Origin of the sequence: Brenneria corticis (assembly GCF_003115855.1) — a bacterium.
GTDB classification, from domain to species: domain Bacteria; phylum Pseudomonadota; class Gammaproteobacteria; order Enterobacterales; family Enterobacteriaceae; genus Brenneria; species Brenneria corticis.
Window position 1 is genome coordinate 157,252 of the sequence record NZ_KZ819073.1, and the last position, 23,937, is coordinate 181,188.

The 23,937-nt window shown below is 55.5% G+C and carries 22 protein-coding genes and 1 other annotated feature; of the genes, 13 read left to right on the plus strand and 9 right to left on the minus strand.

Annotation, left to right across the window (positions count from 1 at the left end):
- Positions 1 to 7: 7 nt before the first annotated feature.
- A complete protein-coding gene (gene rsmS / locus DDT56_RS04220) occupies positions 8 to 172 on the minus strand; it encodes a pleiotropic regulatory protein RsmS (protein WP_136165259.1) in 165 nt (54 codons plus the stop codon).
- Between the two features lie 64 nt (positions 173 to 236).
- Positions 237 to 773: a primosomal replication protein PriC gene (priC, locus tag DDT56_RS04225; protein WP_136165260.1), complete on the minus strand. Its 537-nt coding sequence runs from the start codon at positions 771 to 773 to the stop codon at positions 237 to 239.
- A gap of 196 nt (positions 774 to 969) precedes the next feature.
- Between priC and DDT56_RS04230 the strand changes: the two genes are divergently transcribed.
- The 12 genes from DDT56_RS04230 to hemH all read left to right on the plus strand — a co-directional run bounded on the left by DDT56_RS04230 (position 970) and on the right by hemH (position 13,678).
- Positions 970 to 1,347, plus strand: a complete 378-nt coding sequence (locus tag DDT56_RS04230; protein ID WP_136165408.1) for a DUF454 family protein — start codon at positions 970 to 972, stop codon at positions 1,345 to 1,347.
- Between the two features lie 176 nt (positions 1,348 to 1,523).
- Positions 1,524 to 2,075: an adenine phosphoribosyltransferase gene (gene apt, locus DDT56_RS04235; protein WP_136165409.1), complete on the plus strand. Its 552-nt coding sequence runs from the start codon at positions 1,524 to 1,526 to the stop codon at positions 2,073 to 2,075.
- A gap of 74 nt (positions 2,076 to 2,149) precedes the next feature.
- Positions 2,150 to 4,141: a DNA polymerase III subunit gamma/tau gene (dnaX, locus tag DDT56_RS04240; RefSeq protein WP_136165261.1), complete on the plus strand. Its 1,992-nt coding sequence runs from the start codon at positions 2,150 to 2,152 to the stop codon at positions 4,139 to 4,141.
- Positions 3,471 to 3,535 (plus strand) — a sequence feature (DnaX frameshifting element). (Overlaps the previous gene by 65 nt.)
- Before the next feature lie 40 nt (positions 4,142 to 4,181).
- Positions 4,182 to 4,511: a YbaB/EbfC family nucleoid-associated protein gene (locus tag DDT56_RS04245; protein WP_009113988.1), complete on the plus strand. Its 330-nt coding sequence runs from the start codon at positions 4,182 to 4,184 to the stop codon at positions 4,509 to 4,511.
- The gene (gene recR / locus DDT56_RS04250; protein WP_009113987.1) at positions 4,511 to 5,116 is read left to right on the plus strand and encodes a recombination mediator RecR; all 606 of its coding nucleotides are present in this window, start codon (positions 4,511 to 4,513) and stop codon (positions 5,114 to 5,116) included. Before DDT56_RS04245 ends, recR begins: the two co-directional genes overlap by 1 nt.
- Before the next feature lie 384 nt (positions 5,117 to 5,500).
- Complete coding sequence (locus tag DDT56_RS24565; RefSeq protein WP_210416973.1) at positions 5,501 to 6,088, plus strand: PTS transporter subunit EIIB; 588 nt, start codon at positions 5,501 to 5,503, stop codon at positions 6,086 to 6,088.
- Positions 6,016 to 6,639, plus strand: a complete 624-nt coding sequence (locus tag DDT56_RS24570; protein WP_210416974.1) for a PTS transporter subunit EIIC — start codon at positions 6,016 to 6,018, stop codon at positions 6,637 to 6,639. Before DDT56_RS24565 ends, DDT56_RS24570 begins: the two co-directional genes overlap by 73 nt.
- Positions 6,640 to 6,651: 12 nt before the next feature.
- Positions 6,652 to 7,920, plus strand: coding sequence for a glycoside hydrolase family 140 protein (locus DDT56_RS04260; protein ID WP_136165262.1), 1,269 nt, complete (start codon positions 6,652 to 6,654; stop codon positions 7,918 to 7,920).
- 179 nt (positions 7,921 to 8,099) lie between these two features.
- Positions 8,100 to 9,983 carry a molecular chaperone HtpG gene (htpG, locus tag DDT56_RS04265; RefSeq protein ID WP_210416980.1) on the plus strand — a complete coding sequence of 628 codons (1,884 nt, stop codon included), beginning with the start codon at positions 8,100 to 8,102 and terminating at the stop codon, positions 9,981 to 9,983.
- A gap of 376 nt (positions 9,984 to 10,359) precedes the next feature.
- Positions 10,360 to 11,613, plus strand: coding sequence for a bifunctional glucose-1-phosphatase/inositol phosphatase (gene agp, locus DDT56_RS04270; protein WP_136165264.1), 1,254 nt, complete (start codon positions 10,360 to 10,362; stop codon positions 11,611 to 11,613).
- A 237-nt stretch (positions 11,614 to 11,850) separates the two neighbouring features.
- Positions 11,851 to 12,495: an adenylate kinase gene (gene adk / locus DDT56_RS04275; protein WP_136165265.1), complete on the plus strand. Its 645-nt coding sequence runs from the start codon at positions 11,851 to 11,853 to the stop codon at positions 12,493 to 12,495.
- 220 nt (positions 12,496 to 12,715) lie between these two features.
- Entirely contained in the window at positions 12,716 to 13,678 is a 963-nt protein-coding gene (gene hemH / locus DDT56_RS04280; protein ID WP_136165266.1) for a ferrochelatase, read from the plus strand.
- 38 nt (positions 13,679 to 13,716) lie between these two features.
- Here hemH and ybaL read toward each other — a convergent pair whose 3' ends face one another.
- Positions 13,717 to 15,402: a YbaL family putative K(+) efflux transporter gene (gene ybaL, locus DDT56_RS04285; RefSeq protein WP_136165267.1), complete on the minus strand. Its 1,686-nt coding sequence runs from the start codon at positions 15,400 to 15,402 to the stop codon at positions 13,717 to 13,719.
- A gap of 524 nt (positions 15,403 to 15,926) precedes the next feature.
- Here ybaL and ushA point away from each other — a divergent pair.
- The gene (ushA, locus tag DDT56_RS04290; RefSeq protein WP_136165268.1) at positions 15,927 to 17,579 is read left to right on the plus strand and encodes a bifunctional UDP-sugar hydrolase/5'-nucleotidase UshA; all 1,653 of its coding nucleotides are present in this window, start codon (positions 15,927 to 15,929) and stop codon (positions 17,577 to 17,579) included.
- 519 nt (positions 17,580 to 18,098) lie between these two features.
- Here ushA and DDT56_RS04300 read toward each other — a convergent pair.
- The 6 genes from DDT56_RS04300 to DDT56_RS04325 all read right to left on the minus strand — a co-directional run bounded on the left by DDT56_RS04300 (position 18,099) and on the right by DDT56_RS04325 (position 23,937).
- Positions 18,099 to 18,674 carry a Panacea domain-containing protein gene (locus DDT56_RS04300; protein ID WP_136165270.1) on the minus strand — a complete coding sequence of 192 codons (576 nt, stop codon included), beginning with the start codon at positions 18,672 to 18,674 and terminating at the stop codon, positions 18,099 to 18,101.
- A gap of 312 nt (positions 18,675 to 18,986) precedes the next feature.
- A complete protein-coding gene (locus tag DDT56_RS04305; RefSeq protein WP_136165271.1) occupies positions 18,987 to 20,291 on the minus strand; it encodes a purine-cytosine permease family protein in 1,305 nt (434 codons plus the stop codon).
- Between the two features lie 126 nt (positions 20,292 to 20,417).
- The gene (locus DDT56_RS04310) at positions 20,418 to 21,395 is read right to left on the minus strand and encodes a 5-oxoprolinase subunit C family protein (RefSeq protein ID WP_136165272.1); all 978 of its coding nucleotides are present in this window, start codon (positions 21,393 to 21,395) and stop codon (positions 20,418 to 20,420) included.
- Positions 21,385 to 22,266 carry a 5-oxoprolinase subunit B family protein gene (locus DDT56_RS04315; RefSeq protein WP_136165273.1) on the minus strand — a complete coding sequence of 294 codons (882 nt, stop codon included), beginning with the start codon at positions 22,264 to 22,266 and terminating at the stop codon, positions 21,385 to 21,387. Before DDT56_RS04315 ends, DDT56_RS04310 begins: the two co-directional genes overlap by 11 nt.
- Position 22,267: 1 nt before the next feature.
- Positions 22,268 to 23,656 carry an acetyl-CoA carboxylase biotin carboxylase subunit gene (locus DDT56_RS04320; protein WP_136165274.1) on the minus strand — a complete coding sequence of 463 codons (1,389 nt, stop codon included), beginning with the start codon at positions 23,654 to 23,656 and terminating at the stop codon, positions 22,268 to 22,270.
- A 32-nt stretch (positions 23,657 to 23,688) separates the two neighbouring features.
- A complete protein-coding gene (locus tag DDT56_RS04325; protein WP_136165275.1) occupies positions 23,689 to 23,937 on the minus strand; it encodes an acetyl-CoA carboxylase in 249 nt (82 codons plus the stop codon).

Consider the following 23,937-nt stretch of genomic DNA (forward strand, 5'->3'; position numbering starts at 1 on the left):
ACGGGGCCTAGTCGACCGCGTCGCCTTTTTCCCGCCGCGCTTTTTGCTGAAAATCCTTACGCACGATTTCCAGGGCGGCCAGCGCCACCTGCGGGTCGATGTGGTTATCCTCCAGCAGCATAATCAGATCGACCGCCAGCTTGATTTCCGGAGCCGCATTTTCCAGTGACATTTCCGTCCCCCTCCTTTCCAAGCTTGCATAAATATAGCGGAGAATAAAAATAACCCGCCGGAATTTACAATCCCTGCTCCCGGCGTTCAATTACTCGCTCCAGGCGTGACAGGGCCTGGCGGCATCGGGCCAGCCGTCCTTCCAGCGCCGCCAGCTCTTTTTGCAGACGCTGCTGCTCGCCCAACCGCGTTTCAGCGTTCAACAGGCTTTCCCGGTCATGGATCATCGACAGCAGGCGCCGCTCATAGTCCTGGTGTTCGGCCAGCTTATGGTAAAGGTCCGGCGATGGCGTCGCCGTCTCTCGCTCCTGACGTCGTAAAGACTGCGTCGCCAGTTCGCGTTGCAGCGCCGTGATTTGCCTCACCAGTTTGTCGGCCATAAACGACACCCGCTCGGAACGCTGCTCGGCGACCAACTGCCTGATGGATTGCAGATTCTGCTCAACCTCATGGAAATAATCTTTCAGCCGTGTGCCATAGCTGCTGAACAGCTGACGGTCGAAACGTGATTGCGCCACGGGCTTATCCGCCAGCGGCGCGATCGCTTTCGCCAGCGTGTCGATTTGTTGTTCAAGCGCCAGCAGCAGTTTGTGGGTGTTCACTCTGTTCCCTATACATATATTGGCTTGCCTAAGCCGATAGCCTAGCTTGCCCGGGAATAACGTCCGACACAACTTATTCACCGGGATACGCTGATTTCCGCACCGCCATTAACAGACGGCCGATGTTGATGATAGAGTGTGATTGGCCGGGGGGCGCTTTATTTACCCATTAACAGCGAACGGACAAAAGGTGAATATGTATCGCGCGGTGCTGATTGTCATAGGGTGGGTGGCCGTCGTTCTGGCAACGTTGGGCATCGTATTGCCTTTGTTGCCGACCACGCCCTTTTTATTGTTGGCCGCCTGGTGTTTTGCCCGTTCGTCGCCGCGTTTTCATCACTGGCTGCTGTATCGCTCCTGGTTCGGGGGATATTTGCGTCATTGGCAGCGATACCGGGCTTTGCCGCCCGGAGCGAAATGGAAAGCGGTTATGGTTATTTTATTGACCTTTGCGCTCTCCCTCTGGCTGATTAAAATCAACTGGGTTAGAGCCTTGTTATTGGTGATTCTGGCGATTTTGCTGACGTTTATGCTTCGTCTGCCGGTGGTGGACGGCCATAAAAAAATACGCTGAGATCGTGGGGACGTGTTGCATTTATCGGCCAGTTTGACTAGATTTGAGCGTTTTCGTGCGCGGACCGCCACTTTTCCTGTTTCGAAAACCGCCATTGCCTTCTGACGTTGATGGAAGGATGGACGAGGAGCGGCCGGCATTGGTATGAGCAGAACGTTTTATCAGGCACAGAGATGATGACCGCAACGGCGCAACAGCAAGAATTGATTAAAAACAGCATCAAAAGCATTCCCGATTATCCGAAGCCGGGCATACTGTTCCGTGACGTAACCAGCCTGCTGGAAGATCCGACGGCGTATGCCGCCAGTATTGATATGCTTGCGAAACGCTATCGCAATACCGGGATTACCAAGGTGGTGGGCACGGAAGCGCGCGGCTTTCTGTTTGGCGCGCCGGTGGCGTTGGCGTTGGGCGTCGGATTTGTTCCGGTGCGTAAACCGGGCAAACTGCCGCGTCCGATCATCAGCGAAAGCTACGAACTGGAATATGGTTCGGATAGCCTGGAAATTCATGCGGATGCGATTAACGCCACGGATAACGTCCTGGTTATCGACGATCTGCTGGCAACGGGCGGCACGGTAGAGGCCACGGTAAAACTGATCCGTCGCCTGGGCGGCACGGTAACCGACGCCGCTTTTGTTATCAATCTGTTCGATCTGGGCGGCGCGCAGCGCCTGGAAGCGATGGGCGTGACCTGCTATAGCCTGGTCGACTTCCCCGGTCATTAATCACAACGGTCTCGCCGATAACCGCGCGGCTGTGTTAGCATGGCCTCCTCAATAACTCGACTATTGCGGTATTGATGAGCTATCAGGTTCTTGCCCGTAAGTGGCGTCCCCAAACCTTTGCTGATGTCGTCGGTCAGGAGCATGTCCTGACCGCCTTAGCCAATGGCCTTTCCTTAGGCAGGATTCATCACGCCTATCTGTTTTCCGGTACGCGCGGCGTCGGCAAAACCACCATCGCCCGCCTGCTGGCGAAAGGACTTAACTGTGAAAACGGCGTAACGGCGACGCCCTGCGGCCAGTGCGATAACTGCCGTGAAATCGAGCACGGCCGCTTTGTCGATTTGATCGAAATCGATGCGGCTTCCCGCACCAAGGTTGAGGATACCCGCGACCTGCTGGACAACGTACAGTACGCCCCGGCGCGCGGGCGCTTCAAGGTCTACCTGATCGATGAAGTGCATATGCTGTCGCGCCACAGTTTCAATGCGCTGCTGAAAACGCTGGAAGAGCCGCCGCCGCACGTAAAATTCCTGCTGGCGACCACCGATCCGCAAAAGCTGCCGGTGACGATCCTGTCGCGCTGCTTGCAGTTTCACCTCAAGGCGCTGGATGTCGAACAGATCCGCGCCCATTTAGAACGCGTTTTGCACGCCGAGCAGTTGGAGAGCGAGCCAAGGGCGCTGCAACTGCTGGCCCGCGCCGCCGACGGCAGCCTGCGCGATGCGCTCAGCCTCGCCGATCAGGCGATCGCCATGGGGCAGGGGCAGGTGACGACGGCCTCGGTCAGTCAGATGCTGGGAACCCTGGACGACGAGCAACCGCTGGCGATCATTGAAGCCTTGGTGCAGGCCGACGGCGCGCGCGTGATGTCCTTGCTCGATCAGGCGGCGGCGCGCGGCGTCGACTGGGAGTCGCTGTTGGTTGAAACCCTGACGCTATTGCATCGTATCGCGATGGTTCAACTGTTGCCGGCCGCGCTGAGCGATGATTATGCGGCGGTTGAAGCCCGCCTGCGGGATCTGGCCCGCGCCCTGCCGCCGGCGGACTTGCAGCTCTACTACCAGACATTGCTGATTGGCCGCAAAGAGCTCTCTTATGCCCCGGATCGCCGTATGGGCGTGGAAATGACGCTGCTGCGCGCGCTGGCCTTTCATCCCCAGCAGATTATTGAAACGCCGCCGCAGTCCGCGCCGGCGTCAAAACCCACTCCGGCGGCTAACCCGGCGTCAGCCGCCGGGCGGCAGGAAAGCGCGGCCGCGCCGTCTTACCCGGCCGGCGCGGCGGATGCATCCACGCCTCCCGCCGCTGAACCGCCTGAGCCGCAGCCGCCGGCCGATGACGGGCTTTCCGATGCCACGTCGCAACTGTTGCAGGCGCGCAGCCAACTGTTGCGCAAGCAGGGGGCGACCCCGCCAAAAAAAACTGAGCCGGCGGCGTTAAGTAAAACGCGGCCGGCGAATTCGGCACTTGAGCGTTTAGCCTCGGTGACGGAGCGCAGCATGCAGCGCAAAAGCGCCGCAGACGGCGCGTCGGCCGCGGCGAAGAAACCGGAAGCCTATCGCTGGCGGGCGCAGAACAAGGTGGAGGACGTCAAAACCGATGTCGCCACGCCGAAGGCGCTGCGCTCGGCGCTGGAGCATGAAAAAACGCCCGAACTGGCGGCTCGCCTGGCGCAAGAGGCGATGGAGCGCGATGAGTGGGCGGCGGAAATCAACCGTCTGCCGTTGCCAAAACTGGTACAACAGCTGGCGTTAAACGCGTTCAGGGAATGCCCGCAGGCCGGTAAAGTGCAGCTGCATTTGCGCTCTTCCCAGCGCCATCTCAACTCGCCGGCGGCGCAGCAAACCCTGGCGGAAGCCTTGACGGCGCACTATGGCCAACCCATCGAGCTGTCGGTGACCGAAGACGACAACCCGGCGGTGCTGACGCCGCTGGAGTGGCGCCAGGCAATTTATGAAGAAAAGCTGGCGCAGGCGCGCCAGTCGATTATGGCTGATAATACGATTCAAACGCTGCGGCGTTTCTTTGATGCGGAACTGGACGAAGAGAGTATCCGCCCTGTTTAACCGCTGCGTGTGCGCAGCCCGACGTGATAGAGAGAAAACTATGTTTGGTAAAGGTGGAATTGGCAATCTGATGAAGCAGGCCCAGCAGATGCAGGAAAAAATGCAGCAGATGCAGGAAGAGATTGCAAATCTGGAAGTCACCGGCGAATCGGGCGCGGGGCTGGTCAAAATCACCATCAACGGCGCGCACAACTGCCGCCGGGTGGAGATCGATCCCAGCCTGATGGAAGACGACAAAGAGATGCTGGAGGACCTGATCGCCGCGGCGTTCAACGATGCCGCCCGCCGCGTTGCTGAAACGCAGAAGGAAAAAATGGCGTCGGTTTCCAGCGGCATGCAGTTGCCGCCGGGCTTTAAGATGCCGTTCTGATGCAAACCAGTCCGCTTCTTGAATCGCTGATGGAGGCGCTGCGCTGTTTACCGGGCGTCGGGCCGAAGTCCGCCCAGCGCATGGCGTTTCAGCTGTTGCAGCGCGATCGCAGCGGGGGAATGCGTCTGGCGCAGGCGCTGACCCGCGCGATGTCTGAAATCGGTCACTGCGCGGATTGCCGCACCTTTACCGAACAGGAGGTGTGTTCGATCTGCTCGAACCCCCGGCGCCAGCAAAACGGTCAAATCTGCGTGGTGGAAAGCCCGGCGGATATCCACGCCGTCGAGCAGACCGGGCAGTTTGCTGGGCGTTACTTCGTGCTGATGGGGCATCTGTCGCCGCTGGACGGCATCGGCCCTGATGATATCGGGCTGGGGCGGCTGGAAGAGCGGCTGCAAAGCGAATCCGTCAGTGAAGTGATTCTGGCCACCAACCCGACGGTGGAGGGCGACGCGACGGCCAACTATATCGCCGAACTGTGCGCGCAGTACGGCGTGATGGCCAGCCGCATCGCGCACGGCGTACCTGTCGGCGGCGAACTGGAAATGGTGGACGGCACCACATTGTCTCATTCGCTGGCCGGGCGTCAGCCTTTCCGGTTTTAATTCTGATAGCCGCTGTTCGGCGGCTACCTCCTGATGTTTCTTACCCGGTTATCGCCTGGCTTAATCTGTTTCAGGATCCCGCCAACAGATCAACCTCTCGCCGAATTGAAGCCGTTATTACCTATTTTCGACGTTAAATGCCTTTTTCTCTGAGAAATGCGGGTATTTGACGTTCTGTGATCCTTTTCTCCTTTCAAGATGCTGGATATGGACAAAGGCGTTTTTCGAACGCATAGTTGCCATGAATAATAAATCGATTGTGAATATATATTCATAATCGATAGTATCCCGGCGAAAAGCGAACGTAACCGTGCGATCTTATGTGTAGTAAGCGTGGTTTATCTATAACTGTCGAACGCCGTCGTGACGGGCCATGGTAGTGGGATGACGAATACATTCAACAAAACAGCCCCTGGCAAAGAGTTGTTTGAACGCCATGCCATTAATGCTACTTACCTTTTAACAAGGCGAGAGAATATGGATTACCCGAAACTGGCTCAAATTATACTGAAAGAAATAGGCGGCAATGACAATATTATCAGCGTTATGCATTGCGCCACCCGACTGCGTTTTCAATTGAAGGATGAAGCGCTCACTACCAAAGAACGTCTTGAAGCTATCCAAGGCGTTTTAACGGTAATCTACAGTGGCGGCCAGGTACAGCTTGTTATTGGCGAACATGTTAATAAGGTTTATCTGGAGCTACAGAAAGGAATAACGTCTTTGACGCCGCCAGGACGTATTCCGGTAAAAAAAAACAATCTATTTGAAGCCTTTGTCGGCATTATTTCCGGCGTTTTTCTTCCCGTACTGGGGGTGATTGCCGCGTCAGGAATATTGAAAGGATTTCTGACCGCGGCGCTGATCACCGGGTTGATGAATAAGGACCTGCGACGCTGTTGGCTATTGGTCCGGTCTCTATCTACGCCAGTAAGCTGCTTGCCGATGGATCGCTGGCGCTTTATCACTTAAGCCCGGTTGTTGCGGGATTCCTGCTGGCGGGCGTCTGGCAGATTGCGGTGATTTTCGGACTGCATTGGGCCTTTATTCCTATCTTTATTAACAACATTGCCGTTTATGGCTTTGATCCTATCAATGCGTTGCTGTATTGCACCGTCTTTGCTCAGACCGGTGCCGCGCTTGCCGTCGCCATTAAAACACGTCAAACCGAGCTGAAATCTATCGCCTATACCGCCTCGTTATCCGGCTTTCTTGGCATTACCGAACCCGCCATCTATGGCGTTAATTTACCCTCAAGAAAACCTTTCATTATGGCTTCTATCGGTTCAGCGGCCGGCGGAGCCATTGCCGGATTCTTCAGCGCCAAAATGTTTGGCGGGTTTGCATCCGGCGGGGTGTTCGGTATTCCAATGTTTATTAGCTCAGAAGGCGCGGACTGGGGTTTCTACGGTTTTTGTATTTCTCTCTTTGTCGCATTTTTAGTGGCTTCTTTACTGACCATCACCATCGGTTATAAAAATAATCCGGTTGCGGTATTCAATAACAGTGGCTCAGCGTCTTGAGGAGGAAACGGCATGTTAAGTATTCATAAAAACGGAAAAGCGTTTCTTCGCCATGACAAGCCGTTTTTTTATCTGGCGGATACGGTATGGAGTGCTTTCACCAATATCAGCGAGGAAGAGTGGGAATATTATCTCGATTATCGCAAACGGCAGGGGTTTACGGTATTACAGATAAATATCTTGCCGCAGTGGGATAGAAGCAAAGGGCGTGAGCACCTTCATCCTTACATACAGAATGACAATGGTTATGATTTTACCATGTGCAATGCGGCTTATTTTCAACATGCCGAGCACATGGTAAAACTGGCGACGGAGAAAGGATTCGTCGTGGCGTTGGTATTATTGTGGTGTTCGTATGTTCCTCATACCTGGGCGGATAAATTACGAAGAACGGTCGTGATGCCGAAAGATTGCGTTGAGTCTTATGTAGAAACCGTCGATCGCTACTTCTCAAAATATCACCCCATTTATATGGTCAGCGGGGATACGGATTTCGAATCCGACGATATTATCGACTACTATGAAATCGCCTTGAACAAGATTAAGGCGCTGGCACCGGAGAGCCTGGCTACGCTGCATATCCGGGGACGTCTGGATATCATCCCGTCACGGCTGGAAGAAAACCCTAATCTTGATTTCTGGTGCTATCAGTCGGGGCATAATGCGCAATTCCAATCGACGGCCTATACGTTGGCTCAATGTTTTTCCGCCAAAATACCGCCTAAACCCGTCATTAATTCCGAGCCTTGTTATGAAATGATCAGCTATAGCCGTCGGCAATATGGGCGCTTTACCCGTTTTGACGCGCGCCGAGCCGCATGGCAGAGCATTTTGTCGGGGGCGGGCGCTGGGGTCAGCTATGGTGCGCACGGTATCTGGAACTGGCATGAAAAAGGTCTCAGTTACGGCGTCGCGCTGGGGGAAGGTTTTTTATCTCCCTATTTATGGCGAGAGGCGATTCATTTTCCCGGAGCCTGGGATTATTCGTTTATTAAGGATTTTATTTCTCAGCACGGGCTATTTGGCCTGTCGCCATTCGTTGGACTGATTGATGCGCCTGCTGAAATTAGGGCCGCGCGCCAGAAAAATACCTTACTGATTTATATGCCTTTTAATATCGAACTGTCTCTGAGACCGGAGATGGAGGTAGAACGTATCAGCGTGATTGAACTGGAAAGCCGGCGTACCATGTCGCTTGACGCCACCTTGGCGAATGATCTGTTGCATTTGCCTATGCATGCCTTTCAGGGCGACTGCCTGTACCTGATATCCGGTAACTGAATCAGGCTATGAGGTTTGTTTATGGTGCCGTACGCGAAGACGCGGTACGGCATTTGCCTTATAACATATTGGAAATGCCGCGTTAGCCCTTGAAATTATCGCGGCTTATCCCCATTTCATGCTCATCGCCAATGTAATCAGCCTGAATAATATTAGGATTGAGGTAAGCAATAATGAGTATGAAAGGCCAAGAAACCCGCGGATTCCAGTCTGAAGTAAAGCAACTGCTGCACTTGATGATCCATTCACTCTATTCCAACAAAGAAATCTTTCTGCGTGAACTGATCTCCAATGCCTCCGATGCGGCGGACAAATTACGTTTTCGCGCGCTCTCCTCGCCTGAATTATATGAGGGTGACGGCGAGCTGCGCGTGCGCGTTTCCACCGATAAGGAAAAACGCACGCTGACGATTTCCGACAACGGCATCGGGATGAGCCGCGACGAGGTGATTGATAATCTCGGCACCATCGCCAAATCCGGCACCAAGTCATTTCTGGAATCGCTGGGCTCCGATCAGGTAAAAGACAGCCAGTTGATCGGTCAGTTCGGGGTGGGGTTCTACTCCGCCTTTATCGTCGCCGATAAAGTGACCGTGCGCACCCGCGCCGCGGGCGCCGCCGTCGATCAGGGCGTGTTCTGGGAATCCGCCGGTGAAGGCGATTACACCATTGCCGACATCACCAAAGAAGATCGCGGCACCGAAATCACCCTGCACCTGCGCGAAGGCGAAGATGAGTTCCTCGATGACTGGCGCGTGCGTTCCATCATCAGCAAATACTCCGACCATATCGCTTTGCCGGTGGAAATCGAGTCTCGCCAGGAGAGCGAGGAAGAGGGCGGCGAAGCCACGGTAACCTGGGAGAAGATTAACAAGGCGCAGGCGCTGTGGACGCGCAGCAAATCCGAAATCAGCGATGAAGAATATACCGAATTCTATAAGCATATCGCCCATGACTTTACCGACCCGCTGATCTGGAGCCACAACCGGGTGGAGGGGAAACAGGAATATACCAGCCTGCTGTACATTCCCGCCCAGGCGCCGTGGGACATGTGGAACCGCGACCATAAGCACGGTCTGAAGCTGTATGTGCAGCGCGTGTTCATTATGGATGACGCGGAACAGTTTATGCCCAACTACCTGCGCTTCGTGCGCGGCCTGATTGATTCCAATGACCTGCCGCTCAACGTTTCCCGCGAAATTCTGCAAGACAGCCGCGTTACCCAGAATCTACGCAGTGCGCTGACCAAGCGCGTCTTGCAGATGCTGGAAAAACTGGCGCAGGACGATAAGGAAAAATATCAGACCTTCTGGCAGCAGTTCGGCCTGGTGCTGAAAGAGGGGCCGGCGGAAGATGGCGGCAACCGGGAAGCCATCGCCAAGCTGCTGCGCTTTGCCACCACCCATACCGATAGCTCGGCGCAGACCGTCTCGCTGGAAGAGTACGTAGGCCGCATGGTGGAAGGGCAGGAGAAGATTTACTACATCACCGCCGACAGCTATGCCGCGGCGAAGAGCAGCCCGCATCTGGAACTGTTGCGCAAGAAAGGCATTGAGGTGCTGCTGCTCTCCGATCGCATCGATGAATGGATGATGAGCTACCTGACGGAGTTCGACGGTAAGCAATTCCAGTCCGTCAGCAAAGCGGATGAGGCGCTGGACAAGCTGGCGGATGAGGAAACCGATGCGCAGAAAGAAGCGGAAAAAGCGCTGGAGCCTTTCGTTGAGCGCGTAAAAACGCTGCTGGGCGATCGGGTGAAAGAGGTTCGTCTGACCCACCGTTTGACGGATACGCCGGCGATTGTCACCACCGACGCCAACGAAATGAGCACCCAGATGGCGAAACTGTTCGCCGCCGCCGGGCAACAGGCGCCGGAAGTGAAGTATATTTTTGAACTCAACCCGGATCATGCGCTGGTCAGACGCGCCTCCGACGTGAGCGACGACGCGCAGTTCGCCGAGTGGGTTGAACTGCTGCTGGATCAGGCTTTGCTGGCCGAGCGCGGTACGCTGGACGATCCTAACCAGTTTATCCGCCGAATGAATCAGTTACTGAGCGCCTGATGCGGCTCTGAGTCTCTGCTGCACAAACCCCCGATGCGTTCGGGGGTTTTTGATCCTGCGGTAAAGAACATATTTCACAAAGAGAAATATTGCTCTCGCCAAGATAGAAAAATCGAGCTTCCCCGCCTAAATCCATCCGTCATTGAAAAATGGCTGCCGCATTCGCCAGAGATTGCATGATTTAAATCACACTTTGATGACTCTTTATCCTCTCAATCCGTCATTAACCCGCTGTCAGGCCTACTATTTAATGGAGTCCTGTATATGTCGGGCGTCCTGCCCGCCACCTTTCAGGCCGTCGCAAGCGACGTTGAAAAACGCTCCCGGCGTTTTTTTAATAGGGGAAATAACATTTCCTCAACGAGGAGAGTGCATAATGTCATTAAAAATGAAGGCGCTGTTTTGTCTGCCTTTACTGTTGCCGTTTTCAACTGAAACCCTGGCCGTCGGCGATAATTTTGCCTTGGAGCAGGTCGTGGTATTTAGCCGCCACGGTCTGCGGGCGCCATTGGCGAGCCCAAGCAGTACCCTCGGCAAAATGACGCCGGACGCCTGGCCGCAATGGGATACCCCCAGCAGCTATCTGACCACCCGCGGCGGCGCGCTGGAAGCCTTCTTCGGCCACTATTTCAGCGAATGGTTGGTGGATAACCGCCTGTTGGCCGCTGATACCTGTCCGACGGAAAAGGAGGTGCGTTTTTACGCCAACAGCCTGCAACGTACCATCTCCACCGCCCAATACTTCGCCGTAGGGGCGTTTCCGGGCTGCATCGTTCCGGTGGAGCATAAAGAAAAATTAGGCACAATGGATGCGACCTTTAATCCGATTATCCGCGACGGCAGCGCGGACTTTAAGCAGCGGGCCATTGATTCAATTAATAAAACGGCCGGTGACAAGGGCCTTGACGGCCTGAATGAGAGGCTGAAGCCAACCTACCAACAGATGGCGCAGGTGATCCGCTATGCTGAATCGGCAAATTGCAAAGAGGATAAACAGTGCGATCTCACGGCTCAGCCAACCACGGTGAAAATTGTTGCGGATCAGGAACCCGGCGTCTCCGGCCCGTTAAGAACCGGCACCTCGATTTCGGATGCCTTTATTCTGCAATACTATGAAGGCGCGCCGATCGAGAACGTCGGCTGGGGCAGAATCAAAGATAACCAGCAGTTCGAATCGTTGGTGTCGATCAAGGAATACTATAACAGCGTCGTGTTCAGCGCCCCGGTGGTCGCCAAAGAAGTCTCGGTGAATCTGGTTAAAGAACTGGAGCGTTCATTCGGCGAGAACACGCCGAAATTTACTTTCCTGGTGGGGCATGACTCCAACGTCGCGTCGCTGTTTTCAGCATTGGGCGTCAAACCCTACAAATTGCCGAATCAGTTTGAAACCACGCCGATCGGCGGCAAAGTGGTATTCGAGCGCTGGAAAGACAAGACCAGCGGCGCGTCGCTGCTGAAAATGGAATATGTCTATCAATCCACCGATCAGATCAGAACCCTGGCACAGCTTAATCGGGCCAATCCGCCGCAACGCGTCACGCTTGAACTGCAAGGGTGCCCGGTTAACGCCGACGGCTTCTGCCCGTTCAATGACTTTGAGAAAGTGTTGTCTGGCTTGACCGGTAAATAATAGACCTTATGGCGGCGGCCTCACGGTTGCCGTCATCGCCCGCGGACAGGAGGAATAACGATATTGAACGGGTATTCCGCCCGTTTGCCATCGCTCCAAACGTCGGCAATGACATTTTCTGACCGCTGACGACAGGCTGAAACGAGCCCGTTCCTTGAGGATAAACGCCTGGAATGGTATGGTTTAGCGCTTTTCAAATTTATTTTATAAATACTCTATAGCAAGGGGATTTACGCAATGCGTATTATTCTGCTGGGCGCTCCGGGCGCAGGCAAAGGTACTCAGGCTCAATTCATCATGGAAAAATACGGTATTCCGCAGATTTCCACCGGCGACATGCTGCGTGCGGCGGTAAAAGCCGGCAGCGAATTGGGCAAGCAGGCCAAGGAAATCATGGATGCCGGCAAGCTGGTCACTGATGAACTGGTTATTGCGCTGGTAAAAGAGCGCATCGCTCAGGACGATTGCCGCAACGGTTTCCTGCTGGATGGCTTCCCGCGTACCATTCCCCAGGCTGACGCCATGAAAGAGGCGGGCATCGACGTGGATTATGTTATCGAGTTCGCGGTTCCTGACGAACTGATTGTCGATCGCATCGTCGGACGTCGGGTGCATCCCGCTTCCGGGCGTGTCTACCACGTGAAATTTAACCCGCCGCGGGTGCAAGGCAAAGACGACGTAACCGGTGAAGATCTGGTTACCCGCAAAGACGATCAGGAAGAGACGGTGCGCAAACGTCTGGTGGAATATCATCAGCAGACCGCGCCGCTGGTGGCTTACTACCAGAAGGAAGCGGATGCCGGCAATACCCGTTACTTCAAAGTGGAAGGTACGCGCCAGGTTGCGGAAGTGCGCGCCGAGCTGGAAAAGATCCTGGGTTAATTCCCGACGGTTTACGATAGTGCCGCCAGGCGATCGCCTGGCATTTTTTTGCCCTCCACGGCCCGTCGGTATCACTTCTCCTGTTTTTCCTATTGATGGCATCGGTTTTATCCCGGCTATCTTGCCGTTTTTATGCGGCGTTTTTCGCTACAATAGACAGTCTGATACCAGATACGGAGCGGGCAGTGGAAGCCTGCCGCTCCATAAGAGGAAGGCTGTGATGACGCAACAGAAGTACGGCGTGCTGATGGTGAACCTGGGCACCCCCGATGCACCCACCCCGCGGGCGGTGAAACGCTATCTGGCTGAATTCCTGAGCGACAGGCGGGTGGTTGATACCTCACGGCTGCTGTGGTGGCCGCTATTGCGCGGCGTTATTTTGCCTATCCGCTCGCCGCGTGTGGCGAAGCTCTACCAGTCGGTGTGGATGGAGGGCGGCTCGCCGCTGCTGGTGATTAGCCGCCGCCAGCAACAGGCGTTGGCGGCCCGCATGGCGGATGTTCCGGTTGAGCTGGGGATGAGCTACGGCTCTCCCAGCCTGCATTCGGCGCTGGATAAGCTGTTGGCGCAGGGCGTCACGCAGCTGGTGGTGTTGCCGCTGTATCCGCAATACTCCTGCTCGACGACCGCCGCCGTCTGGGACGGGCTGGCCAGGCTGTTGCGGCAATACCGTCGTTTGCCCACCATCCGTTTTATTCGTGATTATGCGCAACACCCGGCTTATATCGCCGCGTTGCAATCCCGCGTGGAGCGGGCGTTTGCCGAACAGGGGGAGCCGGACAGGCTGGTGCTCTCTTACCACGGCATTCCGGCGCGCTATGCCAGCGAGGGGGATGACTACCCGCTGCGCTGTATGGCGACCTCCAGGGCGCTGGTGGCGGCATTAGGGCTGCCTGAAGAGAACGTGCTGGTGACCTTTCAGTCGCGTTTTGGGCGTGAGCCTTGGCTGACGCCCTATACGGATGAAACGATGAAAAGCCTGCCGGCGCAGGGCGTTAAGCATATTCAGGTTATGTGTCCCGGCTTTGCGGCGGACTGTCTGGAAACGCTGGAAGAGATTCAGGAGCAAAACAGAGAGATATTCCTGCACGCGGGCGGTGAGAAATTTACCTATATTCCGGCGTTAAACGACGATCCGCTGCATATCGATCTGCTGGAACAACTGGTGACAAAAGCGGAGTAGGCGAAAAGAGCAGGCGGGCGACGCCCGCCTGATAAGGATTAGATCGGGCACTCCTGCTGCGTCGCCGGCACTTCTTCAAGCTTGAGCAAGGTAATCATGCTGTTGGCGATCTCTCGTTCGCCCATTACCACCTGATTGGCGCCGTGCTCGGTGATATAGGCGACTTCGTCGTCATAATGCGCCCGGGCGATAATTTCCAGGTCATCCCTTTTTTCACGCGCCGCCGCGACGATTTCACCGGCTTCATAGCCGTTGGGGATGGTCAGCAACAGCCAGCGGGCGCAGTCCAGACGGGCGATCTCCATAATCTCCGGTTTAGTGGCGTTGCCGAGCACCGCCTTGATGCCCTGCTCACGCAGCGCATCGACGCGCGCGCGGGAGTTTTCCACCACCACCACCGGGATGCCCTCCTGATGAAGTTTGGCGCCGATCAGGCTGCCGACGCGCCCGTAACCGACCAGCAGCGCGTGGTTGCACATATCGACGGGGATCTGTTTCTCTTCTTCGATCGCTTCTTCCACTATCTGTTCTTCAATGGTTTCATTTTTAGCCAGATAGCGTTCGAGCATGGTAAAGAGCAGCGGGTTAAGCATGATGGAAAGGATGGCGCCCGCCAACACCAGGCTGCGCCCCTCTTCGGACAGCAATCCCAGGGCGATGCCCAGTCCGGCGAGAATAAAGGCGAATTCGCCGATTTGCGCCAGGCTGGCGGAGATGGTCAGCGCCGTGCGCTTCGAGTGGCCGAAGAGCCGTACCAGCAGAAACGCGGCGGCGGATTTACCGAAGACGATAATCGCCAGAGTAACCAGCACCGCCATCGGATCGTTGATCAAAATCATCGGGTCGAACAGCATGCCGACCGAAACGAAGAACAGCACCGCGAACGCATCGCGCAGCGGCAGCGTATCATGCGCGGCGCGCTGGCTTAGCTCGGACTCGTTCAACACCACGCCGGCAAAGAACGCGCCCAGCGCAAAGGAAACGTCAAACAGTTTCACCGCGCCGAAAGCGATTCCCAGCGCCATGGCCAGCACCGCCAGCGTAAATAGCTCGCGGGAGCCGGTGCTGGCGCTTTTTGCCAGCACCCAGGGCACCAAACGGCGTCCGACGACAATCATCAAGGTGATAAAGGCGATAACTTTACCGATGGTCCAGGCCAGATCGCGCAGCAGCTTACCGGTGTCGGCGTGTTCCGCGCCAATCATGTCGCCAAAGGCGGGCAGCAGAACCAGCGTCAGCACCATGGCCAAATCTTCGACAATCAGCCAGCCGATGGCGATTTGGCCGCGCTGGCTGTCAATCAGCTGACGTTCTTCCAGCGCGCGCAATAACACTACGGTACTGGCGGTGGAAAGGCAGAGTCCGAACACCAGACCGCTCGCCAGGCTCCAGCCCAGCAGGGCGGAAAGCCCCATCCCGAGCAGCGTTGCCACGGCAATCTGCGCAATCGCGCCGGGAATGGCGATCGATTTAACCGCCATCAGGTCTTTCAGGGAGAAATGCAAGCCAACACCAAACATCAACAGAATGACCCCAAGCTCGGCTAACTCCGAAGCCAGCGAGGTATCGGCGACAAATCCCGGGGTAAAGGGTCCGACAAGCACACCGGCGGCCAGATAACCGACAAGAGGGGAAATGCGCAGGCGATTTGCCAAAATACCGAGCAGGAAAGCGAGAACCAGCCCTCCGGCGATCGTTGAAATTAGAGGTGTTGCAACATGCATCCCGACTCCTTTTGCCATGTATGAAAAGTGAATGAGCGGACTTCTGGTATAAATTCTATTGCATATAGAGAAATGTTGCTTGGGTAAAACAGGTATTCTGTCAAAAATGTTAGCTTATCAGCATATTTTCATGGTAACACAGATTTACGGACGGTTTCTCCGGATAAGCATTGATAAACATGCGTAATTATCACTATAAAGCCTGCTTCTTGGTCAGTATACCTTATGATTTCTTTCCTTGTTTAGTAAAAAAACTCTGTCCGTCAGTCGGACACCATAGAAAATAGGGAATAAAACGCACATTAACGGATTATTCCGATGAAGCATCCATATTATAAGGAATTCGTTACAGCGCGAAGACAGCCGGGCAAACCGGCCGGGGCTGTGTTTCTGGCGATATGTGTCTATTATACAATGCTGACGACAGGGAGGAGGCGGCTACACGCTTTGCGTATAGCGCGTTGTCGGCATGTTCTGATAACGCTCTCAAGTGGAATATTTAAAATAAACGGGGATTTTTTCTGATGCGTTTTTCAACAAAAATACTGGGCTGTACTTTGGCGATATCGCTGGCGCTGGCGCCGTTTGGGGCCATGGCCTGGGAAAAAGATAAGACGTACGCCATCACCATACTGCACACCAACGATCATCACGGCCATTTTTGGCACAACGAACACGGCGAATACGGGCTGGCTGCGCAGAAAACGCTGGTTGATCAAATTCGTCAGGAGGTTGCCGCCCAAGGCGGAAGCTTACTGCTGCTTTCCGGCGGGGATATTAATACCGGGGTTCCCGAGTCGGATTTACAGGATGCCGAACCCGATTTCCGCGGCATGAATATGGTGGGTTACGATGCGATGGCGCTGGGTAACCATGAATTCGATAATCCGCTCAGCGTGCTGAGACAGCAGGAAAAATGGGCGCATTTCCCCCTGCTGTCGGCCAATATTTATCAAAAAAGCACCAGTAAACGCTTATTTAAACCCTATGCGCTGTTTGATAAACAAGGCGTAAAAATCGCCGTTATCGGCCTGACCACCGACGACACGGCCAAATTAGGCAATCCCGAATATTTCACCGATATCGAATTTCGTCAGCCCGCCGTGGAAGTGAAGCAGGTTGTCGAGGCGTTGCGCGGTAATGAAAAACCCGACGTCATCATCGCCGCAACCCATATGGGGCACTATGACGACGGCAAGCACGGTTCGAACGCGCCGGGCGATGTGGAAATGGCGCGCAGCCTGCCGGCGGGTTATCTGGATATGATCGTCGGCGGCCATTCGCAGGATCCGGTCTGTATGGCCGGCGAGAATAAGAAACAGGTGGACTATGTGCCGGGTACGCCCTGCGCGCCCGATCGCCAGAACGGTATCTGGATCGTTCAGGCCCATGAGTGGGGAAAATATGTCGGCCGGGCGGATTTCACCTTCCGCAACGGGGAACTGACGCTGCGGCATTATCAGCTGATCCCGATCAACCTGAAGAAAAAAGTCACCACAGAGGACGGTAAAACAGAGCGGGTTTTCTATACGCATGAAATCAAGCAGGACTCGTCGATGCTGAAAATGTTGACGCCGTTCCAGGAAAAAGGGCAGGCGCAGCTGGATGTCAAAGTGGGGAGCGTCGAGGGAAAACTGGAAGGCGATCGCAACCAGGTCCGTTTCCACCAGACCAATCTGGCGCGGGTGCTGCTGACGGCCCAGCGTGAGCGCGCCAATGCGGATTTTGCCGTTATGAGCGGCGGCGGCATCCGTGATTCCATTGAATCCGGTGACATCACCTATAAAAGCGTGCTGCAAGTGCAGCCGTTTGCCAACACGCTGGTCTATGTGGATATGACCGGCGGCGAGGTCGAAAAATACCTGGCCGTGGTGGCGAATAAAGAGGTGGACTCCGGCGCCTATGCGCAATTCCTTAACGTCAGTCTGACGGCGGACGGCAAAGGCGTGCGGGATATCAAAATCAACGGCGAGCCGTTGCAGGCGGATAAGGTCTACCGCATGTCGACGTTGAATTTTAACGCCATGGGCGGCGACGGGTATCCGCGGATTGATAACCTGCCGAGCTATGTGAATACCGGCTTTATCGATGCGGAGGTGCTGAAACAGTACATCGAGAAGCACTCCCCGCTGGATGCCGCCGCGTTCCAACCCAAGGGCGAGATTGTCTATAAATAGCCGTTGGTCTGAGACTGCGTAAAGCGCAGTCTCAGATTGCTGACGAACCGCGGAGAATGTCTTTCTGGCGGGGAGTCACTTATTGATTTTTTTTTTAGTTTTTTGGGGTGGGATGGGATTAAATACAATAATTTCTGTAGAACTTTACTATTCTGGGGTGAGTAAAATCCGATATGCCAAAACCATCAAGAACGCGCTGAAAAGTGGCTTCGGACATGTCTGCTCGTGGTATTAGTTCGCCACTCTGTTGTCGAGAAATGACATTTGGCACTTTCCAAATAATTGCATCTGCATAATAAACGTAACTATCATGTCGAATAAAATCATGATCCCCAAACCGCAAAATGCATGCAGGATCATTATGAACTGGTGGTGGGTATATCGTGGTTATATTGACAACCAAGATACAATCACACCCATTTATCGCATAATAAACAGGATCGTTACAAATAACATGCAGATGGTTAGACCCACCAACAGGGGCCAATATAGTGCCCTTTCTGTATGGTAGGTATTGGGTCATGATAATTGATGGCTAAATTCTTGTACGGCATTGCGTTCGCGCATTCTTTCGATTAGTGCGTCAGCTTCTTCTTCTGTTTTTCCTCCAGCCATAAAAATGTCTTTTGGGCTAATCGGAACAGAAGAACCATGCGGATTTTGCCATTCTGCACACATCTTGTGAGTAAGATCGCACAATTCAAAACGCTTGTACCCGCCAAACTCTGAAAATACCTTATCCAATATTCTCAAGTCGGCCCTACTCAATTCATCAAATGCCTCATCGTCATCCAGACCGCGAACTTGTTTCTTGATTGATACCTCGTAATCCTTTTCCCCGGCAATCCATTCGCTCCATGGCGATTCTTCTTGCGGGCTTCCTGATTTTAACAGGTCATAGGTTTTCGAGAGCACAGGCCCATTATCCATGGACACTGCGCGATCGCCAGTCATAGAGTAGCCGTATGTCAGCATGTACTCTCGATCGGCCAAGTACAACAATTTCATGAGCTTGATGTATGCCATGCGTCCGCCGCGCTTGAGCAGCAGGTAACCAGCCATTTGAGCGGTTTTATTTTCGCTGAACATATTCATTCAACCTCCAAAACAATAACCAAAAAGGTAATTGTGTATGCATTATGAGTACTGGCAATGCCGTAGTCAATTAACCCGCAGCGCGACAGGCTTTACATAAAATCCTATAAAACCAATCATCGTCAGACTTCCATGTCTTCTGTAGTAGATCATTAATCTTTTCGTTGCCGAGCGTGATTTCGGCCCGTATGATTCGCCCTCTAATTACTGTGTTTATATACAGTATCTTATTATAGATATGAGGACCGATTTCCGCAATAAACTATTTATAATCACTTATTATTCAATGTATTGTGAATTTATCAACCCGGCCTAAGCCATTTTCCGGCGCGGCCAGAAGCTGTACAGCAGCAGCGCAATGGCGAATGTCGCCGGCGCGGAAAACGATTGCAGCGCGGCGCCGCCATGCATCAGCACGATGCCCGCGGCTACGCTTAAAAACCAGGCGCTGAGCCCGCGCGGGCTGAAGGTCTGTTCGGTATGCTGCTGCGGCGTCCGGCCGGCGAAAAAAATATGCCCCAGCGCCACGCCGACCCATGCCACCACAAATACGCCCTGATAGGCCAGCGCCTGGAGGATGTAGGCGAAAATATCCGCCAGCATCAGCAGATACACTACCGCGCCGACGATGCACGCCCAGACGATCTTGCGAGCGCGGATGCGCAGCAAACGGTCGAAAAACACCTGCATATTCACCGTCGCCAGATAATAATTGGCGGTGTTGATGCGCGTCTGGGTGATCCAGACAAACAGCAATCCCCATAGTCCCAGCAGGTTCAGGATCGCCACCACGACCGCGACTTCGCTCACCTCGCCCTGCGGCTCGAAGCTGCTGACCAGATAAATACCGGCCACGCCGTTCAGCAGGAAGGTGATCAGATAGAAGGGCATGCCGAAGTTGAATTGCGCATGATAATTGATGTCTTGCTGTTTACCGAAGCGGGCATAGTCGAAGGTATACATCATCAGGATCCATACCCCCATATAGTAGGTGAAACAGTTCCACCAGCCGTAAGTCGGCGGCGACTCCGGTCCGAAATCCAGCCATTGCGGCTGATAGCCGTAATGGCTAATCGCCACCAGCACGGTGAGCAGCAGGCCCGCCAGATAAAATGGGAGCAACACGCCGTTAAACTTGTCCAGCCAGTGCTGTACGCTGCCGAAAATCAGCGGCACGCTGTATAACACCACGATCAGCGCCGCCCAGTAATAGGCTAGCTGGGGGAAGAGGTGATGGATGGCATAGGCGATGACCGCCCCTTCAAACACCGCGTAATAGATGGCGGTGGAGAAGAAAATCAGCGTGGCCAGCGCCGAACCGAGACGTCCGAACAGCAGATTGGAAAACAGCGCCACCGATAAACCGCTGCGAATGGCGAAACGGCTAATCGCCCCGTTTACCAGCCCGTAGCTGATTATCGACAGGATCATGCCGATAATGGCGTTTTTAGCGCCATAGCTCAACGCCAGCGACGCCCCGACCACGATATAGAAAATGGCGCTGCAAACGGCCCACCAGGCCATCGTCAGGGAAAATTTCCCCATCCGCTCCGCGTCGCTGACCGCTTCGGCGGCCGTGACATTCCGCGAACCTTCAATTTGAGATAAATCAGCCATCGTAAACCTCCGGAAAGCAGGCGATGCCTTGCCGGACGGCAGAGGCGGCCTGATTGCGATCGTCGATATCCAGGGCGAGCACCCCGTCGTTCCGGCATAGCCAAGAGACGCCCGGCCCGTGTGGGTTTAGTTCACCAACACATGCTCCAGCCGCGCCAGGCGCTGACGATAGCGCCGTCGCGCCTCCAGGGCGTCTTCCAGCGAGATCGGCTCGAAACGTACGCGATAATTGGGCTGTAGCTGGCCGACAAGATCCAAATCGGCGGCGATCACCGTTCCCAGCGTCATATAACCGCCGCCGGAAACCGCATCGCGCAGCAGGACAATCGGCTCCAGTCCGCCGGGCACCTGCACCGAGCCAATCGGATAGCAGGCATCGACGATGTTGGATGGGTCCGATCCCGCGCCAAACGGCGGGGTCCGCGGCTGGAAGACCAGCGGACTTCCGCCTTTCAGCCGATAGCCGATACGGTCCGTTTCGGTCCCCACCGACCAGTCATCGGCAAAAAACTGCGTCACCGCTTGTGCCGTGAGGCGATGGATATACAGGCCGGGCACCATACGCAGCGAGACCTCCTTGCCGAGCGCCGGCAGATAATCCGCGGGAACGGCGGTTCCCGCTTTGGCTTTGCCGCCGGGCTTCCCGACGGGAAGCTCGTCGTTCGCCGTCAGGCGGCGTCCCTGATGCCCGCCCAGCGCGCCCAGGGTGTAAGTCGAACGGCTTCCCAGCGCCAGGGGCACCTCGATACCGCCGGCGACGGCCAGATAGCTGCGGCAACCCGCGGCGGCGTAGCCGAAGCGCAGTATCTGTCCCGCCTTGACGCTAAAGGCGGTATGCATGGGCATCTCCGCGCCGTCCAACTGCGGTTGCATGCTCGCCCCGCACAGGGCCACCACTCCCGCGTCGCTAAACTCCAGCTCCGGCCCCAGCAGCGTGATTTCCAGCACCGCGGCGGATGCCGGATTTCCCACCAGCAGATTCGCCATACGCAGCGAATACTGGTCGAGCCCGCCGGAAGGCGGAATACCGAGATGGTAATAGCCTTCGCGTCCCGTATCCTGCACGGAGGTCGCCAGCCCGGGTTTGAGAACCTTAATCTGCATACAGCACCTCCTGGAGATATTTTTTATAGCCGGCGGGGTCGGCGGCGAATTTATCCGCTTCGAACGTCACGGGCCGGATGCGCAGGCCGAAGGTTTCGGCCTCGACCGCCTGTATCGCCTCGTCATAGCGCTGTCGGTCGATGGGTTTGAACTGCACGATGTCCCCGGCGCGGAAAAACACCAGCGATTCGCGCAAATAGTCCAGCTTCTGCTGCGGGTCATAAATGGGGGCGGGGGTGACGCCGAATAACTGATAGCCGCCGGCGCCGCGCACCGAATAAATACAGCCGAAGCAGCCGCCGTGCCCCAGCGACAGGCGCGGCGTATCGGTGCGCGGGCGCAGATATTTGGGCACCTGAAGCTGCTTTTCCCGTTCGACCATCTGAAACATAAACGGCAGACCGGCGACGAACCCGACCATCGACACAAACCACGGCGTTGCGCTGTGGGCCTCGATAAACCCGGCGATATCCTGATAACCATTGATGCTGGCGGCGTACTCCAGATCGGTGGCGTCGGGATCCTGATGGCGATCGCGAAAGCGCATCAGCGTGTCATGCGTCCAGGGATCGTTGTACAGCACCGGAATTTCAATAATGCGCGTTTCGAGCCGGTTAACCGTTTGCGCCTGATTTTCCTCCTGCTGCACCGCCTCCAGCAGCGCCTGCGGCGCAACCACATCCGGATTGAAACGGATCTGAAAAGAGGCGTTAGCCAGGCAAATATCCAGGATGCCGGGGATCGCCCGCCGCTCGATGGCGCGGGTAATCGCCAGCCCGCGAAAAAACGCGGACAGCGACATGGCCTGATCAATTTCGGCGAAAAGATGCTCGTCGCCGCCAAAGCTGTAACGAATTGCGCTGTTTTCCATCTCAGGCCTCCCGGGAAAGCGGCGTCTTGGCCGGCGCGCGCTCCGTTAACCACGCCTCAAGCGCGTTGGTGTCGAACCGTCCGGCCTGCAGGCGCGGATCGGCTATCAGCCACTGATGCAGAGACTGGGTGGTGGCGATCCCCGTCAGGCGCAGCTGGCGTAGCGCCAGATCCGCGCGCGCCAGCATTTGCCGGCGATCGCCGCCGTGAATCACCAGTTTCGCCAGCAGGGAATCGTAGTAGGGCGGGATGCGGTAACCGCTGAACAGGTGGCTGTCGATACGGACCCCATCCCCTTGCGGCCAGACCAGCTTTTCCACCACGCCGGGGCAGGGGAAAAAATTACGCTCAGGATCCTCGGCGTTGATGCGCATCTCGCAGGCGTTGCCGCTGAGAGTAATATCCTGCTGCCGCAGGCTGAGTTTTTCGCCCTGCGCGATGCGCAGCATCCATTGCACTAGGTCGATTCCGGTGACCATCTCGGTCACCGGGTGTTCCACCTGAATACGGGTGTTCATTTCAATGAAATAGAATTCACCGCTCTCCTCATCAAACAGGTATTCCAGCGTTCCCGCCCCGCGATACCCCAGTTGCCGCGCCAGTTGCAGGGCGCTATGGCAAATGGCCTGGCGCTGAGCGGGGGAGAGCGCCGGCGAGGGCGCCTCTTCAAATATTTTCTGGCGCCGTCGCTGTAATGAGCATTCCCGCTCATACAGATGCACAACCCGTTCTCCGTCGCCGAGTATCTGTACCTCAATATGCCGCGCATGCTGAATAAAACGTTCCAGATAGACGTCGCCGCAGCCAAAGGCGGCGTTGGACTCGCTGCGGGCGATGGGGAAATCACGCGCCAGCTCCGCCGCATCGGCGGCAATACGGATGCCCCGACCGCCGCCGCCGGCCGCCGCTTTAATCAGCAGCGGATAACCGATCTCTTGCGCGCAGCGCAGCGCTTCATCGATGTCGCTCAGCGCGGCGGCGGAACCGGGCACCACCGGAACGCCGGCCGCCTGCGCGGTGCGCCGGGCGACGGCTTTGTCTCCCATCATGCGGATGGTGTGCGGCGCGGGGCCGACGAACAGCAGCCCGGCCTGTTCAACCGCCCGGGCGAAGTCGGCGTTTTCCGACAGAAAGCCATATCCCGGATGAATGGCGTTGGCGCCGTAGCGGCGGGCGCCCTCAAGCAGCGCGTCGCTATTCAAATAGCTTTGATCGGCGCGGGCCGGACCGAGAATGCAGACTTCATCGGCCAGGCGGGCGGGCAGAGAATCCGCGTCCGCTTCGCTGCATGCCGCCACGGTAGGGATCCCCAGGCTTTTAGCCGCGTGGATAATACGTACCGCTATTTCACCACGATTGGCGATAAGTAATTTGGTTATCGGTTTTTTCATCTCCCCTCCGCAGAAAAACGTTATTATGGTATTTATGTATTCGTTTTTATGATGGCTATTACCTGCCCTGGTTCGACCGCCTCGCCGTTGCCGACGTTAAACGAAATTAATTGCCCTGCCTGCTCTGCATACACTTCACTGAATTGCTTCATGACCTCAATTAATCCAATGACGGTATTTTCAGTAACAATATCTTTTTCCTGGATAAAAACGGCTGCATCCGGCGCGGGCTGCCGATAAAAAATACCGGGTAAAGGGGAACGCACCTCATATTCGTTCAT

What these genes read in the sequence shown, in the direction of transcription:
- rsmS (WP_136165259.1), bottom strand. Translation starts at nt 172, where the DNA reads ATGTCACTGGAAAATGCGGCTCCGGAAATCAAGCTGGCGGTCGATCTG.
- DDT56_RS04230 (WP_136165408.1), top strand. Translation starts at nt 970, where the DNA reads ATGTATCGCGCGGTGCTGATTGTCATAGGGTGGGTGGCCGTCGTTCTG.
- apt (WP_136165409.1), top strand. Translation starts at nt 1,524, where the DNA reads ATGACCGCAACGGCGCAACAGCAAGAATTGATTAAAAACAGCATCAAA.
- dnaX (WP_136165261.1), top strand. Translation starts at nt 2,150, where the DNA reads ATGAGCTATCAGGTTCTTGCCCGTAAGTGGCGTCCCCAAACCTTTGCT.
- DDT56_RS04245 (WP_009113988.1), top strand. Translation starts at nt 4,182, where the DNA reads ATGTTTGGTAAAGGTGGAATTGGCAATCTGATGAAGCAGGCCCAGCAG.
- recR (WP_009113987.1), top strand. Translation starts at nt 4,511, where the DNA reads ATGCAAACCAGTCCGCTTCTTGAATCGCTGATGGAGGCGCTGCGCTGT.
- DDT56_RS24565 (WP_210416973.1), top strand. Translation starts at nt 5,501, where the DNA reads ATGACGAATACATTCAACAAAACAGCCCCTGGCAAAGAGTTGTTTGAA.
- DDT56_RS04260 (WP_136165262.1), top strand. Translation starts at nt 6,652, where the DNA reads ATGTTAAGTATTCATAAAAACGGAAAAGCGTTTCTTCGCCATGACAAG.
- htpG (WP_210416980.1), top strand. Translation starts at nt 8,100, where the DNA reads ATGAAAGGCCAAGAAACCCGCGGATTCCAGTCTGAAGTAAAGCAACTG.
- agp (WP_136165264.1), top strand. Translation starts at nt 10,360, where the DNA reads ATGTCATTAAAAATGAAGGCGCTGTTTTGTCTGCCTTTACTGTTGCCG.
- adk (WP_136165265.1), top strand. Translation starts at nt 11,851, where the DNA reads ATGCGTATTATTCTGCTGGGCGCTCCGGGCGCAGGCAAAGGTACTCAG.
- hemH (WP_136165266.1), top strand. Translation starts at nt 12,716, where the DNA reads ATGACGCAACAGAAGTACGGCGTGCTGATGGTGAACCTGGGCACCCCC.
- ybaL (WP_136165267.1), bottom strand. Translation starts at nt 15,402, where the DNA reads ATGCATGTTGCAACACCTCTAATTTCAACGATCGCCGGAGGGCTGGTT.
- ushA (WP_136165268.1), top strand. Translation starts at nt 15,927, where the DNA reads ATGCGTTTTTCAACAAAAATACTGGGCTGTACTTTGGCGATATCGCTG.
- DDT56_RS04300 (WP_136165270.1), bottom strand. Translation starts at nt 18,674, where the DNA reads ATGAATATGTTCAGCGAAAATAAAACCGCTCAAATGGCTGGTTACCTG.
- DDT56_RS04305 (WP_136165271.1), bottom strand. Translation starts at nt 20,291, where the DNA reads ATGGCTGATTTATCTCAAATTGAAGGTTCGCGGAATGTCACGGCCGCC.
- DDT56_RS04310 (WP_136165272.1), bottom strand. Translation starts at nt 21,395, where the DNA reads ATGCAGATTAAGGTTCTCAAACCCGGGCTGGCGACCTCCGTGCAGGAT.
- DDT56_RS04315 (WP_136165273.1), bottom strand. Translation starts at nt 22,266, where the DNA reads ATGGAAAACAGCGCAATTCGTTACAGCTTTGGCGGCGACGAGCATCTT.
- DDT56_RS04320 (WP_136165274.1), bottom strand. Translation starts at nt 23,656, where the DNA reads ATGAAAAAACCGATAACCAAATTACTTATCGCCAATCGTGGTGAAATA.
- DDT56_RS04325 (WP_136165275.1), bottom strand. Translation starts at nt 23,937, where the DNA reads ATGAACGAATATGAGGTGCGTTCCCCTTTACCCGGTATTTTTTATCGG.